15 protein-coding genes are annotated in these 14,986 nt (G+C 53.0%); 6 read left to right on the plus strand and 9 right to left on the minus strand.

Translation table 11 applies throughout. The annotated features are described in order from the left end of the window. Positions 1-93 precede the first annotated feature (93 nt). From secM to mutT, 3 genes are all read left to right on the plus strand, one after another. Positions 94-600: a secA translation cis-regulator SecM gene (gene secM, locus AC6I8W_RS03585; protein WP_497837012.1), complete on the plus strand. Its 507-nt coding sequence runs from the start codon at positions 94-96 to the stop codon at positions 598-600. Between the two features lie 68 nt (positions 601-668). Beyond that, entirely contained in the window at positions 669-3,374 is a 2,706-nt protein-coding gene (secA, locus tag AC6I8W_RS03590) for a preprotein translocase subunit SecA (RefSeq protein ID WP_497837013.1), read from the plus strand. Positions 3,375-3,469: 95 nt separating this feature from the next. Further along, positions 3,470-3,865, plus strand: a complete 396-nt coding sequence (gene mutT, locus AC6I8W_RS03595; protein WP_497837014.1) for an 8-oxo-dGTP diphosphatase MutT — start codon at positions 3,470-3,472, stop codon at positions 3,863-3,865. 25 nt (positions 3,866-3,890) lie between these two features. On the opposite strand, the gene yacG is transcribed toward mutT, so the two are convergent. The 3 genes from yacG to coaE are packed head-to-tail and all read right to left on the minus strand — an operon-like array spanning position 3,891 to position 5,453. Further along, the gene (gene yacG / locus AC6I8W_RS03600; protein WP_480368301.1) at positions 3,891-4,088 is read right to left on the minus strand and encodes a DNA gyrase inhibitor YacG; all 198 of its coding nucleotides are present in this window, start codon (positions 4,086-4,088) and stop codon (positions 3,891-3,893) included. A gap of 8 nt (positions 4,089-4,096) precedes the next feature. Then, a complete protein-coding gene (gene zapD / locus AC6I8W_RS03605; RefSeq protein ID WP_497837015.1) occupies positions 4,097-4,840 on the minus strand; it encodes a cell division protein ZapD in 744 nt (247 codons plus the stop codon). Between the two features lie 4 nt (positions 4,841-4,844). Then, the gene (coaE, locus tag AC6I8W_RS03610) at positions 4,845-5,453 is read right to left on the minus strand and encodes a dephospho-CoA kinase (RefSeq protein WP_497837016.1); all 609 of its coding nucleotides are present in this window, start codon (positions 5,451-5,453) and stop codon (positions 4,845-4,847) included. A 229-nt stretch (positions 5,454-5,682) separates the two neighbouring features. On the opposite strand from coaE, the gene AC6I8W_RS03615 reads away from it, so the two are divergent. Then, on the plus strand, positions 5,683-6,723 hold the full coding sequence (locus AC6I8W_RS03615; protein ID WP_497837017.1) for a GMP reductase: 1,041 nt from the start codon (positions 5,683-5,685) through the stop codon (positions 6,721-6,723). A gap of 70 nt (positions 6,724-6,793) precedes the next feature. Here AC6I8W_RS03615 and hofC read toward each other — a convergent pair whose 3' ends face one another. From hofC to nadC, 4 genes are all read right to left on the minus strand, one after another. After that, on the minus strand, positions 6,794-7,993 hold the full coding sequence (hofC, locus tag AC6I8W_RS03620; RefSeq protein WP_497837018.1) for a protein transport protein HofC: 1,200 nt from the start codon (positions 7,991-7,993) through the stop codon (positions 6,794-6,796). After that, complete coding sequence (gene gspE / locus AC6I8W_RS03625; protein ID WP_497837019.1) at positions 7,986-9,374, minus strand: type II secretion system protein GspE; 1,389 nt, start codon at positions 9,372-9,374, stop codon at positions 7,986-7,988. The genes hofC and gspE overlap by 8 nt, the downstream gene beginning before the upstream one ends. Beyond that, complete coding sequence (gene ppdD, locus AC6I8W_RS03630) at positions 9,361-9,816, minus strand: prepilin peptidase-dependent pilin (protein WP_497837020.1); 456 nt, start codon at positions 9,814-9,816, stop codon at positions 9,361-9,363. Before ppdD ends, gspE begins: the two co-directional genes overlap by 14 nt. 171 nt (positions 9,817-9,987) lie before the next feature. Further along, complete coding sequence (nadC, locus tag AC6I8W_RS03635; RefSeq protein ID WP_497837021.1) at positions 9,988-10,887, minus strand: carboxylating nicotinate-nucleotide diphosphorylase; 900 nt, start codon at positions 10,885-10,887, stop codon at positions 9,988-9,990. Positions 10,888-11,069: 182 nt separating this feature from the next. Between nadC and ampD the strand changes: the two genes are divergently transcribed. Next, positions 11,070-11,621: a 1,6-anhydro-N-acetylmuramyl-L-alanine amidase AmpD gene (gene ampD / locus AC6I8W_RS03640; RefSeq protein WP_497837022.1), complete on the plus strand. Its 552-nt coding sequence runs from the start codon at positions 11,070-11,072 to the stop codon at positions 11,619-11,621. Between the two features lie 16 nt (positions 11,622-11,637). Further along, positions 11,638-12,492 (plus strand): beta-lactamase regulator AmpE, encoded by an 855-nt coding sequence (gene ampE / locus AC6I8W_RS03645; RefSeq protein WP_497837023.1) that lies wholly within the window; start codon positions 11,638-11,640, stop codon positions 12,490-12,492. Here the strand turns inward: ampE and AC6I8W_RS03650 are convergent. Both AC6I8W_RS03650 and AC6I8W_RS03655 read right to left on the minus strand, forming a co-directional pair. Then, complete coding sequence (locus tag AC6I8W_RS03650) at positions 12,474-13,433, minus strand: glycoside hydrolase family 43 protein (protein ID WP_497837024.1); 960 nt, start codon at positions 13,431-13,433, stop codon at positions 12,474-12,476. The two genes, ampE and AC6I8W_RS03650, sit on opposite strands and share 19 nt — an antisense overlap. Beyond that, complete coding sequence (locus AC6I8W_RS03655) at positions 13,430-14,842, minus strand: glycoside-pentoside-hexuronide (GPH):cation symporter (protein ID WP_497837025.1); 1,413 nt, start codon at positions 14,840-14,842, stop codon at positions 13,430-13,432. The genes AC6I8W_RS03650 and AC6I8W_RS03655 overlap by 4 nt, the downstream gene beginning before the upstream one ends. Between the last annotated feature and the right edge of the window lie 144 nt (positions 14,843-14,986).

A 14,986-nucleotide genomic window follows, 5' to 3' on the forward strand; every position in this document is an offset into this window, starting at 1 on the left:
CACATAAGTGCTATTATCAGGCGCCTGAATTGGCAGGGCACCGTGTTTTAGCGCGGTGGATTTCATTTTTTACTGAAGTATTGTGGACGGGTTGTGATCGGGATTTTCTCACGCTGGCGACAATTTGGCAGACGCTATTTCTGGCCACATCTCCTGTTGGGGATGGTTGCAGCCAGTTTCGGCTTGCCCGCGTGTGCACAAACCGCTGAACCGTCTGCCGCCGATACCCCTGTCAGCAGCCTGTTTGTCGGCAATATTGTCCGTTTCGACCATCTGATTCGTTTACAGGAAACGGCGCGTCGTCCCAGTTTCAATGTCGATTACTGGCATCAACATGCCATTCGCACCGTTATTCGCCATCTCTCTTTTAGCATGACGCCACCGGCGCAGGCTCAGAGCGATCAGACAGTTCCGCTGGCGGCACAAAAGCTGGCGTTGATTGATTCATTACAGGCATTGCTGACCTCTCCGGCGCTGCCACCGATGGTTGTCGAACCGCAACGCGCTGTTCGTGTTTCAGAACCCCAAATCAATACCCCCGCTTTCTGGTTGTCTGCACTTCAGGGCATTCGCGCCGGACCTTCATTGCTCAGCTGCTAACTTTTTCACTCACTTTGTTTAGATTGCGCAGTTCGTGGTGCCACGACTGAATTGAGAAAATAATTATCATGTTAATCAAATTATTAACTAAAGTTTTTGGTAGTAGCAATGATCGTACTCTGCGTCGTATGCGCAAAGTTGTGGATGTCATCAACAAGATGGAGCCGGATTTCGAAAAGCTCTCTGATGATGAACTGAAAGCCAAAACCGGCTTATTGCGTGAACGTCTGGAAAAAGGCGAGAGCCTGGAAAGCCTGATCCCGGAAGCGTTCGCCACCGTACGTGAAGCAAGTCGGCGTGTGTTTGGCATGCGCCACTTCGACGTGCAGCTGATTGGCGGCATGGTACTCAATGAACGCTGCATCGCTGAGATGCGTACCGGTGAAGGTAAAACCCTGACGGCTACGCTGCCTGCTTACCTGAATGCGCTGAGCGGTAAAGGCGTCCACGTGGTTACTGTGAACGACTACCTTGCACAACGTGACGCCGAAAATAACCGTCCGCTGTTTGAATTCCTTGGTCTGAGCGTGGGTATCAACCTGCCTGGTATGCCGTCAGTTGCCAAACGTGCCGCTTACGCTGCCGATATCACCTACGGGACCAATAACGAGTACGGTTTCGACTATCTGCGCGACAACATGGCCTTCAGCCCGGAAGAACGTGTGCAGCGTAAACTGCACTACGCACTGGTGGATGAGGTCGACTCCATTCTGATCGATGAAGCGCGTACCCCGCTGATCATCTCTGGCCCGGCTGAAGACAGTTCTGACCTGTATATCAAGGTCAACAAAATCATCCCGCACCTGATCCGTCAGGAAAAAGAAGACTCCGAGACCTTCCAGGGTGAAGGCGACTTCTGGGTAGACGAAAAAGCCCGTCAGGCACATATGTCTGAGCGTGGTCTGGTGAAGGTCGAAGAACTGCTGGTCAGCCAGAACATTATGGATGAGGGTGAGTCGCTCTATTCGCCGACCAACATCATGCTGATGCACCACGTTACAGCGGCTCTGCGTGCGCATGCGTTGTTCACCCGCGATGTCGATTACATCGTTAAAGATGGTGAAGTGGTTATCGTGGATGAGCACACCGGCCGTACGATGCAGGGTCGTCGCTGGTCTGATGGTTTACATCAGGCGGTTGAAGCCAAAGAAGGCGTGGAAATTCAGAACGAGAACCAGACGCTGGCATCCATCACCTTCCAGAACTACTTCCGTATCTATGAAAAACTGGCCGGTATGACCGGTACGGCTGATACCGAAGCCTTTGAATTTAGCTCTATCTACAAACTCGATACCATCGTGGTGCCGACCAACCGTCCGATGGTACGTAAAGATATGGCCGATCTGGTCTACATGACCGAGAAAGAGAAGATCGATGCCATCATCGAAGATATTCGCGCCTGTACCGCGAACGGACAGCCGGTGCTGGTGGGTACGATTTCGATTGAAAAATCAGAAGTGGTGTCCAATGAGCTGACGCGTGCAGGAATCAAGCACAGCGTACTTAACGCCAAATTCCACGCCCGCGAAGCCGATATCGTGGCACAGGCAGGTCAGCCTGGTGCAGTCACCATCGCCACTAACATGGCGGGTCGTGGTACGGATATTATGCTGGGCGGTAACTGGCACGCGGAATTGGAAGAGCTGGAAGCACCGACTCCTGAGCAAATTGAAGAGATCAAAGCCGCATGGCAGCAGCGTCACGAAGCTGTTCTGGCTGCCGGCGGCCTGCATATTATTGGTACTGAGCGTCATGAATCGCGTCGTATCGATAACCAGCTGCGTGGTCGTGCGGGTCGTCAGGGTGATGCCGGTTCTTCACGTTTCTACCTGTCAATGGAAGATGCGCTGATGCGTATTTTTGCCTCGGATCGCGTCTCTAACATGATGCGTAAGCTGGGGATGAAGCCGGGTGAAGCGATTGAACACCCGTGGGTAACCAAAGCGATCGCCAATGCACAGCGTAAAGTAGAAAGCCGTAACTTCGACATTCGTAAGCAGCTGCTTGAGTACGATGATGTGGCTAACGATCAACGCCGTGCTATCTACAGTCAGCGTAACGAGTTGCTGGATGTGTCTGATGTATCCGAAACCATCAACAGCATTCGTGAGGATGTTTTCAAAGCGACCATTGACACTTATATCCCGCCGCAGTCGCTGGAGGAAATGTGGGATGTTCCAGGTCTGGAAGAACGCCTGCGTACCGATTTCGATCTGAACCTGCCGATTGCTGAGTGGCTGGATAAAGAGCCGGAACTCCATGAAGAGACGCTGCGTGAGCGCATCATGAAGCAGGCCACCGAAAGCTATGCGGCCAAAGAAGAGGTGGTTGGCGTAGAAATGATGCGTAACTTTGAAAAAGGCGTGATGTTGCAAACGCTGGATTCATTGTGGAAAGAGCATCTGGCCGCGATGGATTATCTGCGTCAGGGTATTCATCTGCGCGGTTATGCGCAGAAAGATCCGAAGCAGGAATACAAACGCGAGTCGTTCTCCATGTTTGCCGCCATGCTGGAGTCACTGAAATATGAAGTGATCAGCACCCTGAGCAAAGTTCAGGTGCGTATGCCGGAAGAAGTAGAAGCGATGGAACAGCAGCGTCGTGAAGATGCTGAACGCCTGGCCCAGCAGCAGCAACTGAGTCATGTGGACGATGAAACCGCAGCCGCCGCCGCACTGGCAGCCCAGAGTGGTGAACGTAAGGTCGGCCGTAATGACCCTTGTCCATGCGGTTCAGGTAAAAAATATAAGCAGTGCCACGGCCGTCTGGCCTGATAAGAAAGGAGCCGATTGGCTCCTTTTTTTATGCGTTTTCGTGGTGACTGCTTTAGAATCTGCGACTCATTCATTCTTTTAGCGGAATTCAGCTTATGAAACACCTGCAGGTCGCGGTAGGCATCATTCGTAATGCCAGCCACCAGATCTTCCTTGCCCAACGTGCAGCAAGCTCCTACATGGCCAATAAATGGGAGTTTCCTGGTGGGAAAATCGAACAGGGCGAAACCGCTGAACAGGCATTGAAACGTGAGTTAATGGAAGAGACCGGAATTGAAGTGACGGCAGCTCAACCAATTGGGCAGGCCGACCATAGCTATGAAGATTTGCGTGTGACACTGCATTTCTTTCTGGTTGAAGGCTGGCAGGGCGAGCCGTGGGGCAAAGAAGGGCAACCACAACGCTGGGTCGAGCAAAACGCGTTGGTTGCCGAGGAGTTTCCGCCAGCCAACCATGCGCTGATTGCGCGTCTGGTCGCTGGCGAAATCTGAAATCAGGGGCGTTGGCCCCTGATAGCTATTGCTGTTCTTCGCTCCAGTCATCGCTATCGGTCAGATCGCCGCTGCTGGCAATGCGTTTTTCTTCTGCTGCCCATTCACCTAAATCAATCAGCTGGCAGCGTTTGCTACAAAATGGGCGCCATGGGCTAAGCTCATCCCACATCACGTCTTTACCGCAATTGGGGCAAGGCACAGTAATCATTTCTTCCTGCATAACATCCTCTAACAACAGGCCAATTCAAAGTTAAGTCGTTCGGGTACTTCACCTCGTTCGCTATCCAGTGGCAGGAAGCGAATGGCATAACGGCTCTTATGGCCGGAGACCTGCGGATACAACGCATCTTCCAGCGTGAGTTGCAATCGCAGCAAATCAGCACCTTCGGCGTTATCCTGATAAAACCCGTTCAGGCTGGTTTGATTGCGAAATACACCCGATTGACGAATTAAATCAAGGATCATTGCGAGGCTGGTACGCAGTGGATTGAGTGATTCCAGCCAGGCGTTTACTTGGGCATCACGCACGTTTTGTTCGAGATGTAACCAGATATGCAGTCCGGGTAAATCAAAACTGCAGCAACCCCCAGGAATGCTCAGGCGCTGACGCACCAAGCCAATCAAACGATCTTCACGTAATAGCTGGCCCATACGTGGCGCCTGCAACAGCTCGGTTGATTGCTGTTTGAGTTGCTTGCCAAGCGACTGTACTCGTTGCAGATCGACACCGGGGACATCAAGCCAGGCGCGTAGCTTTTGCTGCTGGCGTTCCTGCTCTTTCAGCAATTCGGTGCGCATATCGCCGCGTTCGAAGATGTCCAGTAAATCTGCCAGGATGCGGAATACACCCATGGCGGAAACGGAACGGGTGACGGGGATGGTATCGTGCAATTGATTAAGCAGAAATTCGACGCGCAACCAGGTGCGCATTTTCTCATTCAGAGGATGTTCAAACAGAACGACTGTACTCATGATGTTAATCCTGTCCTGCTGCGGCCAGACGCAAATAGCGCTGGTGAAGTTCAGCAACACGCGGCAGCGCGTCATCAGGCGTGCCGCTATTATCGATGATGTCATCCGCACAGGCCAGACGCTGTTGCCGGCTGGCCTGTGCGGCGAGAATGTTTTGGGCTTGTGCGAGGGATATACCGTCGCGTTGTTGCGTACGCTGCAATTGGGTTGCCTCGTCCACATCCACCACCAGAATGCGATTGGCCTGATGCTGCAGGCCATTCTCCACCAGCAACGGCACCACCCACAGTACATAAGGTGAGGTGGCGAGCATCTTTAACTGCTGAGTGCGCGCATTGATTAACGGATGCAGCAATTGGTTCAGCCAGTTTTTTTCCTGCGGCTGTTGAAAAATAATTTCGCGTAGCCGCGCGCGATAAAGCGTACCTTCCGCTGTCAGAATCGATTCGCCATGACGTTTAACGATTGCCTGCAATGCGGGCGTACCCGGTTCAACTACATCTCTGGCAATGGCGTCGGCGTCGATGATCTCGACACCCAGCGCCGCGAAAGCATTGGCAATGGTGGATTTACCACTGCCAATGCCACCCGTTAGCGCAACGGTAAAAGGCATAGCGTTATCCTGGAATCTGCATTGTGATGTTGCCACAACGTGTATAAAACCTAAGGCAAGATGAGAGCACGATCACAATCGATTTTCTCAGCTAAATTTAACGGATTGTAGCTTAAATAAAGTGAAATTCGCAGTCTTGTCGCGGAAGGAATGGCGCGTATGATAATGACACTGGAGCCGTGAGCGCTACCCGAACTGCGGTTCGATGCCACTAACCAGGACACCCGAGATGCGTATTGAAGAAGATGTAAAACTGGGCTTTAAAGATGTGCTGATCCGCCCAAAACGTTCCACTCTCAAAAGCCGTTCTGATGTTGAACTTGAACGCACCTTTACCTTTAAACATTCAGGTCTGAGCTGGACTGGCGTACCGGTCATCGCAGCGAATATGGATACGGTCGGCACTTTTACCATGGCAGAAGCGCTGGCTGGTTTCGGTGTGTTGACTGCCGTGCACAAACATTACAGCGTCGAAGACTGGCAGGCGTTTATCCAGCGCGCATCCGCATCGGTGCTGGGACATGTGATGGTCTCGACCGGAACTTCAGAAGCTGATTTCAGCAAACTTGCCGCGGTTCTGGCGCTTTCTCCGCAACTGAACTTTATTTGCATCGATGTTGCCAATGGTTATTCCGAGCACTTTGTTGCGTTTCTGCAACGTGCTCGCGAGAGTTTCCCGGGTAAAACCATCTGCGCCGGTAATGTGGTAACCGGGGAGATGGTGGAAGAATTGATTTTGTCCGGTGCGGATATCGTGAAGGTCGGCATTGGCCCCGGATCGGTGTGCACCACGCGCGTCAAGACTGGCGTGGGTTATCCGCAGCTGTCAGCGGTGATTGAGTGTGCCGATGCGGCTCATGGATTGGGCGGTCAGATCGTCAGTGATGGCGGCTGTGCCGTACCGGGTGATATCGCCAAAGCCTTTGGTGGTGGTGCTGATTTTGTCATGCTTGGCGGCATGCTGGCTGCACATGATGAGTGTGAAGGGACCATCGTTGAGGAGCAGGGAGAGCAATTTATGCTGTTTTATGGCATGAGTTCAGAGTCAGCCATGAAGCGCCATGTAGGCGGTGTTGCCCAGTACCGTGCGGCAGAGGGTAAAACTGTTCGGCTGCCGCTGCGTGGTCCAGTTGACGACACGATTAAAGATATTCTCGGTGGTCTGCGATCTGCATGTACTTATGTCGGGGCGGAAAGACTGAAAGAACTGACTAAACGCACCACTTTTATTCGTGTAGCGGAACAGGAGAATCGGGTGTTTACTCGCTGATATCTCTGGTAGTGGCGCGATAAATCGCGCCACTACGAATACCTGGCAGGTCTGGAAAAATGCGCACCCGTTAGCGAATAGCATCGCCCAGACCAAATACCGGCAGATACATGGCAATTACCAGGGTGCCAACGATGCCGCCAATCACGACCATCATCATTGGCTCAAGTGCTGCCGCCAGAGACTCCGCGCGACTCAGCGTATTATCCCGATGCCATTCCGCCAGGCGTGACAGCATGACATCCAAAGCGCCCACCTCTTCGCCCACTTTAATGAGCTGTGCACACAAAGGAGTGAAAAGTTGATGTTGTTGTAGTGCCTGATATAGCGGTGCGCCAGCGGCAATATGTTGCTGTAGTTGTCCAATGGCTTTGCGCCACAGCAAGGAAGTGAGTGTCACTTCAACAGCCTGTAAACTCTGTAACAAGGTTAAACCGGCGCGCTGTGTCAGTTGCAGAATGTCAAAAATTTGCGTGAGTTGGCTGCCCCGCCATAGCGGTGCCAGCAAAGGCAACCGCAACAACCAGAGCTGACATCGGCATTGCCACTGTGTCGACCGTCGATAAACCTGCTGAGTGAGGATGGCAATCAATCCACAGGCCACCAACAACGGAATGGCAGCGGCTTGTAGTAATGCTGATAGTGCCATCACGCTGGCAGTGAGCGCCGGCAGTGGTGCATCGAAACTGGCGTAGACCGAGACAAATTCCGGTAAGACAAATAACAGCATACCGGCACTCACGGCTATCGCGACCAATAAAATGAACAAGGGATAGCGCAGAGCTTTGACTACTTTTTGGCGCAAATGCTGCTGGCCGGTTTGCTGTTGTGCCAGCTGGCGGCAACATTCATCTAATTGCCCGGTGAGTTCTCCCACCTGCATAAGCGCCGGAAACAAGGGGGGGAAAATTTGTGGCCATTCGCGTAATGCTTGCGAAAAGGGTACTCCAGCAAGTACCCGTTGCTGCAATTCTTTGAGTAAGGCCCGCCAACCAATGTCTGGATGCCCTTTGGCAAGCAATGCCAGACTTTCTGCCAGTGGCAGGCCTGCCTTAAGTAGGGTGGCAAGTTGTTGGACCAAATGGTTTTTTTGCTGCCACTTCCAGTCGCGCTTACGCCAACATCTTCCTCGTTTCCAGCTAACCACCATCATGCCTTTCCCGGCAAGCTGTTGTAGCAGTGTCTCCTGGTCGGCCACTAATGATTCACCGTTTTGCAGTAAACCCGCGCTATCCAGTGCTTGCCAGCGGAAATGATAGAGATTAGCCATGGCCCAACCCAATCACGCGTTGCATCTCTTCCAGTGAGGTCTCTCCCCGACTGACTGCCTCCAGTCCGGCGGCTACCAGTGTTTTCATTCCCTGCTGGTTCGCCAGTGACAGTAGATGCTCCAGCGGCATGTCAGCTGAAATGGCATTCTGCAATTTGGCCGTCATGGGTAAAAGTTCGAAAAGTGCCAGCCGTCCATAGTAGCCAGAAAAGCAGTGGTCACAGCCCGGCGCTCGCCAGGTCTGAAGGGTTCCTGGCCATAATTCGCTGGGCAGATGGGCAATCGCTTGTCCCGGTTGACGACAATGCACGCAAAGGCGTCTTACCAGCCTTTGTGCAATAATCAGTTGCAGAGCCGGGCCAAGTAGATAACCAGGGATCCCCATTTGCCGCAGTCGTGTCAGTGTTTCAGCGGTTGAGTTAGTGTGTAATGTGGAGAGTACCAGGTGACCGGTTTGCGCGGCTTTGACTGCAATGCCAGCCGTTTCTGCATCGCGTATTTCACCCACCATGATGACGTCCGGATCCTGACGCAGTAAGGCGCGCAACACCAGATTAAAATCCAGCCCGCTACGGGGCTGGATTTGTGTCTGGTTGATACCTTCAAGAGGAATCTCCACCGGATCTTCCACACTACAGACATTTTTTTCCGGCACATTGAGTGCACTTAATCCGCTGTAAAGGGTGAAAGTTTTGCCGCTACCGGTCGGGCCAGTGACCAAAATCAACCCCTGTGGTTTCGCCAGCGCATTGCTGAACTGACGCAGCTGAGGGGCAGGCATACCGAGTTTATCCAACGCAATCGCGCTATTTTCGCTCTGCATTAAGCGTACAACAGCTTTCTCACCATGGCTGATGGGCAATGTGGAGAGGCGAAAGGCGGCACTCTTCCCTTCCAGTTCCAGGGTAAATTGCCCATCCTGCGGCAAGCGTCGTTCAGCAATATCCAGTCCACCGAGGATTTTCAGACGGGCCAACACCGCAGCAGGCTGTGCATCGGGTAATTGCGCCAGTTTGTGCAGGACACCATCAATACGCAGTCGGACACGCAACGCATTCTGCTGTGGCTCAAAATGGACATCGGATGCCCTACGTTGTAAAGCCTGGAGCAGAATGTATTCCACTGCACTGATAGCAGATTCCACCGCAGCCTGCTCTCTGGGAGCCTCAGTACTGCCCGGCTCGTGAAGTAGCTGTTCAATCCGCGCGGCTGGCCAGCACTCCACCTCGACTTTACACTGACTGGCAAATTGCAGTGCTTCCAACAGTGCCGGTTCAGGTGTGCCAGCCACGGCCACACGCAGCAAGGTGTCTTCATGATGCAGGATTATCGCGTTATGACGCCGACATAGCGCCTTTAACATGTCATCAGACTTCTCCATTGCGTCCACCTTTGTCCGTAAAGCGGAACTGTTCCAGGCAGTTATCGCGCAGGGTGTTGTTGTCGCTGTTACAGCTGCGTTGCCAGTCAAGCGTGCCATCGGTGCTGTTCCATACCGGTTGCATTTCTACCGTTAAGCCAGACAAGCTTTCCTGACCGGTTAGCGTGATGACGCCGTTGATGACGGAAAGTGTGCCGACATAGCGCGAGCCTTTGGCGGCTGGGATACCGCGATCTCCTGCCTGACATTGCGCAGGACCGCCTCGTTCAATGGCGCAAAGCTCAACTGCCGTCTTATAGGGCACCATCGTCTGTAGCATGTCGGTCAGTGCGGCTCGTTGCAGATAATTTTGATAGGCAGGAACACCGATAGCACTGAGGATGGCAACAATGCCGATCACAATCATTAATTCGATGAGGGTAAAACCACGTTGTCGTTCCATAAGCAGGCTCCTTGTTGTGGAGCCGTTACGGTAGAAAAGGGCGTGGGAAAGAAAAAGGGGTGAAATCAAACGCCTGGAAACAGTACGCAGAAAAGAACTGAAGTTGCAGTTTGCAATTCAGAGAACGGGAAGCCGTCTCGCAAATCCGCGGTGGATCGTACCGCAGCAAGGTTATCCGGTTTCACGGAAACGCATAGACAGATCCAGGGCGCGTACGTGTTTGGTTAAGGCACCTACCGAGACATAATCCACCCCGGTTTGGGCAATCTGCGGCAGTGTCGTTTCCGTCACGTTTCCGGAAACTTCGAGTAGCGCGCGTTTTTGTGTCAGCGCTACGGCAGCGCGCATCAAGTCGAGACTGAAGTTATCAAGCATCACGATATCAGCACCGGCATCCAGCGCATCCTGTAATTCATCAAGTGTTTCGACTTCGACTTCGACCGGTACATCAGGGTGTAACCATAAGGCTTTTTCCACCGCCTGGCGCACAGAGCCGCTGGCAATGATATGGTTCTCTTTAATCAGAAAGGCGTCAGACAGGCCAAGGCGATGATTACTGCCTCCCCCGCAGAGCACGGCGTATTTCAGGGCTGTACGCAGACCCGGTAGGGTTTTACGGGTATCCAGCAACTGCGTGTTGCTGCCGGCCAGCAAGGCGACATAATGGCTGACTTCGGTTGCCACACCGGAGAGCGTTTGTACAAAGTTCAGAGCGGTGCGTTCCGCCGTTAACAGCAGGCGAGCCGGGCCTTGAAGTTCGAATAGCAACTGATCGGCGACCAGCGCTTGCCCATCTTCGACATGCCAGGTGAGGGTGACTTTATTACCCAACTGGATGAACACCTCCTCCACCCAACGTTTACCACAGAAAACACCGGCTTCGCGCGTAATGATTTTCGCTTCTGCTGGTTTATCTGCCGGGAGCAACAACGCGGTGATATCACGATCGGCATCCACTTCACCACCTAAATCCTCCTGAAGCGCGCGTGCAACGGCTTCCGGGATATCCTGTTCAATGCGCTTGATCAACGCCTGGCGACGATGATCGGGATTGTAACGACGTGATACCATACTATTTCTGCTCCAGATGACGAGAGAATGAGCGCACACCTTAGCCTGATTTCCGCGTCAACACCAGTTCACAGACATGAAATGTTTAGTATACTTAACTTCCTCTCCCTTTCGCATTAACTCACAAGCACCCGGAAAGAATCATGTTATTCTCAGCCTGACTTAAATGCAGGAAAAATGGCATGAAACTGGAAGATGGCTGGATTACCAGCGCGCGTAAAGTGCCTTCACCGCACTTTAACGAGCGGCCGGAAAATGAAATACCTTCGGTGCTGATTATTCACAATATCAGTTTGCCGCCCGGCGAATTTGGCGGCCCATGGATAGATCAACTGTTTACTGGCACGTTACCTGCGGATGCGCATCCTTATTTTGCTGATATTGCCCATTTACGCGTCGCTGCACATTGTCTGATCCGTCGCGACGGTGAACTGGTGCAGTATGTTTCCTTTGATCAGCGCGCCTGGCATGCGGGGGCATCGAAATTTGATGGTCGGGAAAACTGTAATGATTTTTCGATGGGGATCGAGTTGGAAGGCACCGATAATTTGTCGTATACCGATGCACAGTATGCGACGCTGTCGAAGGTAACCGAGCTATTGATGCACCACTATCCGCTGACAGCGGAACGTATCACCGGACACAGTGATATTGCACCGGGACGTAAAACCGATCCGGGGCCGTCATTTGACTGGGTACGCTATAAACATGCCTTAAAGCGAGAGAATCCCTGAATCAGCAGGAGCGGGTATGACGTTGTTTAGCTTGTTATTAGTTTTAGGTTGGGAGCGACTGTTTAAACTGGGTGAGCACTGGCAGCTGGACCATCGACTGGAGCCATTATTTCGTGGCCGCCAGCGTTTTTCGCTGTTCCGCACCCTGGTGATGACGATTATCGCTATGCTGATTGTCTGGCTTTTGGTCTGGAGCCTGAAAGGGTTGCTGTTTGGCGTGGCTCAGCTGTTGTTCTGGATTGTCGTGGGACTGCTGTGTATCGGCGCAGGTTCAGTACGCCTGCATTATCACACTTATCTGAAAGCGGCGAGTCACGATGACCAGGCGGCACATCAGGCAATGGCGACAGAGCTGACGTTAATTCATGGGGTGCCCGTCGAATGCAGTGAGCGCGAATTTCTGCGTGAGCTTCAGAACGCGCTGATCTGGATAAACTTCCGCTTTTATCTGGCTCCACTGTTTTGGTTTGTGGTGGGTGGCCCTTACGGACCGGTGTTGCTGGTGGGCTATGCCTTTTTGCGTGCCTGGCAAAGCTGGCTGGCAAAACATCATTCCCCATTGGAGCGAGCACAATCGGGCGTTGATCGCATCCTGCATCTGTTGGACTGGATCCCGGTGCGTCTCGCAGGTGTTGCCTACGCATTACTTGGCCACGGTGAGCGGGCGTTGCCAGCCTGGTTCGCTTCGTTAACTGACTGGCATCGCTCGCAATATCAGGTGCTGACCAGCCTGGCGCAGTTCTCGCTGGCGCGCGATCCCCATGTGGATAAAGTGGAAACCCCGCGCGTGGCTGTTGCGTTGGCAAAACGCATTTCTCTGGTGCTGGTGGTGGTGGTGGCTCTGTTGACCATCTACGGCACGCTAGTGTGATCAGCAGGCGGCACGCCAAAATCTGGTGTGCCGTCTTCCCGCCAGGTAAAGTATTTCAGCCGCGTGTGGCGGTTCGGGTCCCACAAGGGGTCGCCCTCAATCTCCGTGTAATTGCGTGCGTGATAAACCAATACGTCCTTCCCCTGTTCATCGACGGTAAAGCTATTGTGGCCTGGCCCGTACTGATGGTTATCCCAACTGGTGTTGAAGACCGGGCGGGCTGATTTTTGCCACGCCGCTGCATGTAGTGGGTCTGCATCAGCATCAATGCTGAGAATTCCCAGACAATAATTTTCATCCGTCGCGCTGGCTGAATAGGTGACAAACAGCCTGTTACCATGACGAATCACCGCCGGGCCTTCGTTCACGCTAAATCCGGCACACTCCCATTCATATTCCGGGCGGCTGAGCATTTGCGGGGTACCTTTCAACGTCCAGGGATTGAGGAGTTCAGCCAGATACAGATTCGAGTTGCCCGGAATTGCGGGATCTTTCTGCGCCCACAGGTACCAGCTTTTTCCCTGATGAACAAAATGTGTGGCGTCGAGTGAGAAGCTATCCAGCGGCGTATGTACCCGACGTACCGGTTGCCAGTGACCGGTCAGTGGGTTGGCATCGCTACAGACCAACGCGTACATGCGGTGCTGGAACAACCCATCTTTAATTTCACGCGTAGGTGCTGCGGCAAAATAGATCACCCATTGGCCGTTGATATGGTGCAACTCTGGTGCCCAGATTAGGGCGCTGAATGGCCCGGTATCCGGTTTGCGCCACACGACCACCGGTTCTGCTTCGGGAAGCCCTGCCAGGGTGGCGGCATAGCGTATTTCCAGACGATCGTATTCGGGTACAGACGCGACGAAGTAATAACCGTTGCCGTGACGGAGAATAAAAGGATCGGCTCGCTGCGTAATAAACGGATTAGGCCAGGAATGACTCATTTAATTTCTCCAGGTTCGATAACGGCGGAAGAGGAGGGGCGTGGTGCCTGTAGATCGCGGAAGTTAGCACGGCGCAACGCCAGATCGTCCTGAATGGTGCGCATTAGTTTGCGATCCACTTTCAGTAAGCGGACGACTCCGGCGGTGATCAGATAACCCACGCCGGGAATAACGGTGAACAACAACATGATGCCGTTGATTGCCTGGCCCGATTGTTGTTTTGCTCCGGCATCATAGCCATAGATGGAGAGCAGGAAACCGACCATCGCTCCGGCGACGGCCAGCCCCACTTTGAGGAAAAACAGGTTGCCAGAAAAGCTCATGCCGGTAATACGTTTACCGGTTTTCCATTCGCCGTAATCATCGACATCGGCCATCAACGACCAGTGCAGCGGTGACGGAATCTGATGCAGGATGTTCAGCAGGAAATACGCGATTACCACGCTCAGGGTGGCATGCGGATCGATCCAGTAGAAACCACTCGAGAACAGCGCCAGCGCGATATTCGTCCAGAAAAACACTTTTAATTTACACCAGCGATCGGTCAGCACTTTTGCCAGCGTGCTGCCCAGCATCATGCCGATTACGCCAAGGCTGATAAACAGAGTGGCAAAATGGGTCGACTGGCCCATCACCCAGGTGACGTAATACATGGTGGCAGCCATGCGAATAAACCCAGGGCAGACGTTGCAGAACGTCAGCAGCAGAATGCGTACCCATTGGTCATTTTTCCACACGTCACGCAGGTCGTTTTTCAGATCATCATTGCTTGGTACTGCCGGGCGAATGCGTTCACGCACGGTGGCAAAACAGAACAGAAACATCGCGAGGCCGATCAGTGCCAGCACGCTCATCGCCATCTGGTAGCCGCGTGCTTTGTTGTCACCGCCGAACCATTCTGCCATCGGCAACAGCGATAGTGACAAAATCAGCGTGGCGACACCCACCATGACAAAACGGTAAGACTGACAGGAGACGCGTTCACCGGGATCGTTAGTGATGACGCCGCCCAGTGAGCAGTAGGGGATATTGATAGCGGTGTAAGTCAATGACATCAGGAAGTAAGTGATAAACGCCCAGATGACCTTGTTTTCATAGCTCCAGTCCGGCGTGGTGAACATCAGCACGCTAAACAGCACATAAGGGACGGAGATCCACAGTAGCCACGGGCGGAAACGTCCCCAGCGGCTTTGCGTGCGGTCGGCAATCGCACCCATTATCGGGTCTGTTACCGCATCCAATACCCGCACTGAAAGCAATAACGTGCCGACCAGCGCCGGGGCGAGGCCAAAGACATCGGTATAGAAATAGTTGAGGAAAAGCATGATGGCACCGCCAATCATGTTGCATCCGGCATCGCCCATGCCGTATCCCAGCTTTTCCCGAAATGAGAGCGCATTTCCTTTCATTGTTGTTCTCCAGCAATAACCAGTGGGAAAATTATTAGCGGAAAATCAGCAATCTGGCGGGGACCAATTGGTCAGGTTGATGGACAAAACACCTGGGCGGGAAAAAGTGTGAGGGAGATCTAATGAAGAGAATCTCTGCCCGCA

This window comes from Pantoea sp. X-Soil-TKNS-1211, assembly GCF_059730495.1.

What these genes read in the sequence shown, in the direction of transcription:
- zapD (WP_497837015.1), bottom strand. Translation starts at nt 4,840, where the DNA reads ATGAGTACAGTCGTTCTGTTTGAACATCCTCTGAATGAGAAAATGCGC.
- ampD (WP_497837022.1), top strand. Translation starts at nt 11,070, where the DNA reads ATGAAACTGGAAGATGGCTGGATTACCAGCGCGCGTAAAGTGCCTTCA.
- nadC (WP_497837021.1), bottom strand. Translation starts at nt 10,887, where the DNA reads ATGGTATCACGTCGTTACAATCCCGATCATCGTCGCCAGGCGTTGATC.
- ppdD (WP_497837020.1), bottom strand. Translation starts at nt 9,816, where the DNA reads ATGGAACGACAACGTGGTTTTACCCTCATCGAATTAATGATTGTGATC.
- yacG (WP_480368301.1), bottom strand. Translation starts at nt 4,088, where the DNA reads ATGCAGGAAGAAATGATTACTGTGCCTTGCCCCAATTGCGGTAAAGAC.
- hofC (WP_497837018.1), bottom strand. Translation starts at nt 7,993, where the DNA reads ATGGCTAATCTCTATCATTTCCGCTGGCAAGCACTGGATAGCGCGGGT.
- mutT (WP_497837014.1), top strand. Translation starts at nt 3,470, where the DNA reads ATGAAACACCTGCAGGTCGCGGTAGGCATCATTCGTAATGCCAGCCAC.
- AC6I8W_RS03650 (WP_497837024.1), bottom strand. Translation starts at nt 13,433, where the DNA reads ATGAGTCATTCCTGGCCTAATCCGTTTATTACGCAGCGAGCCGATCCT.
- gspE (WP_497837019.1), bottom strand. Translation starts at nt 9,374, where the DNA reads ATGGAGAAGTCTGATGACATGTTAAAGGCGCTATGTCGGCGTCATAAC.
- coaE (WP_497837016.1), bottom strand. Translation starts at nt 5,453, where the DNA reads ATGCCTTTTACCGTTGCGCTAACGGGTGGCATTGGCAGTGGTAAATCC.
- AC6I8W_RS03655 (WP_497837025.1), bottom strand. Translation starts at nt 14,842, where the DNA reads ATGAAAGGAAATGCGCTCTCATTTCGGGAAAAGCTGGGATACGGCATG.
- secA (WP_497837013.1), top strand. Translation starts at nt 669, where the DNA reads ATGTTAATCAAATTATTAACTAAAGTTTTTGGTAGTAGCAATGATCGT.
- ampE (WP_497837023.1), top strand. Translation starts at nt 11,638, where the DNA reads ATGACGTTGTTTAGCTTGTTATTAGTTTTAGGTTGGGAGCGACTGTTT.
- AC6I8W_RS03615 (WP_497837017.1), top strand. Translation starts at nt 5,683, where the DNA reads ATGCGTATTGAAGAAGATGTAAAACTGGGCTTTAAAGATGTGCTGATC.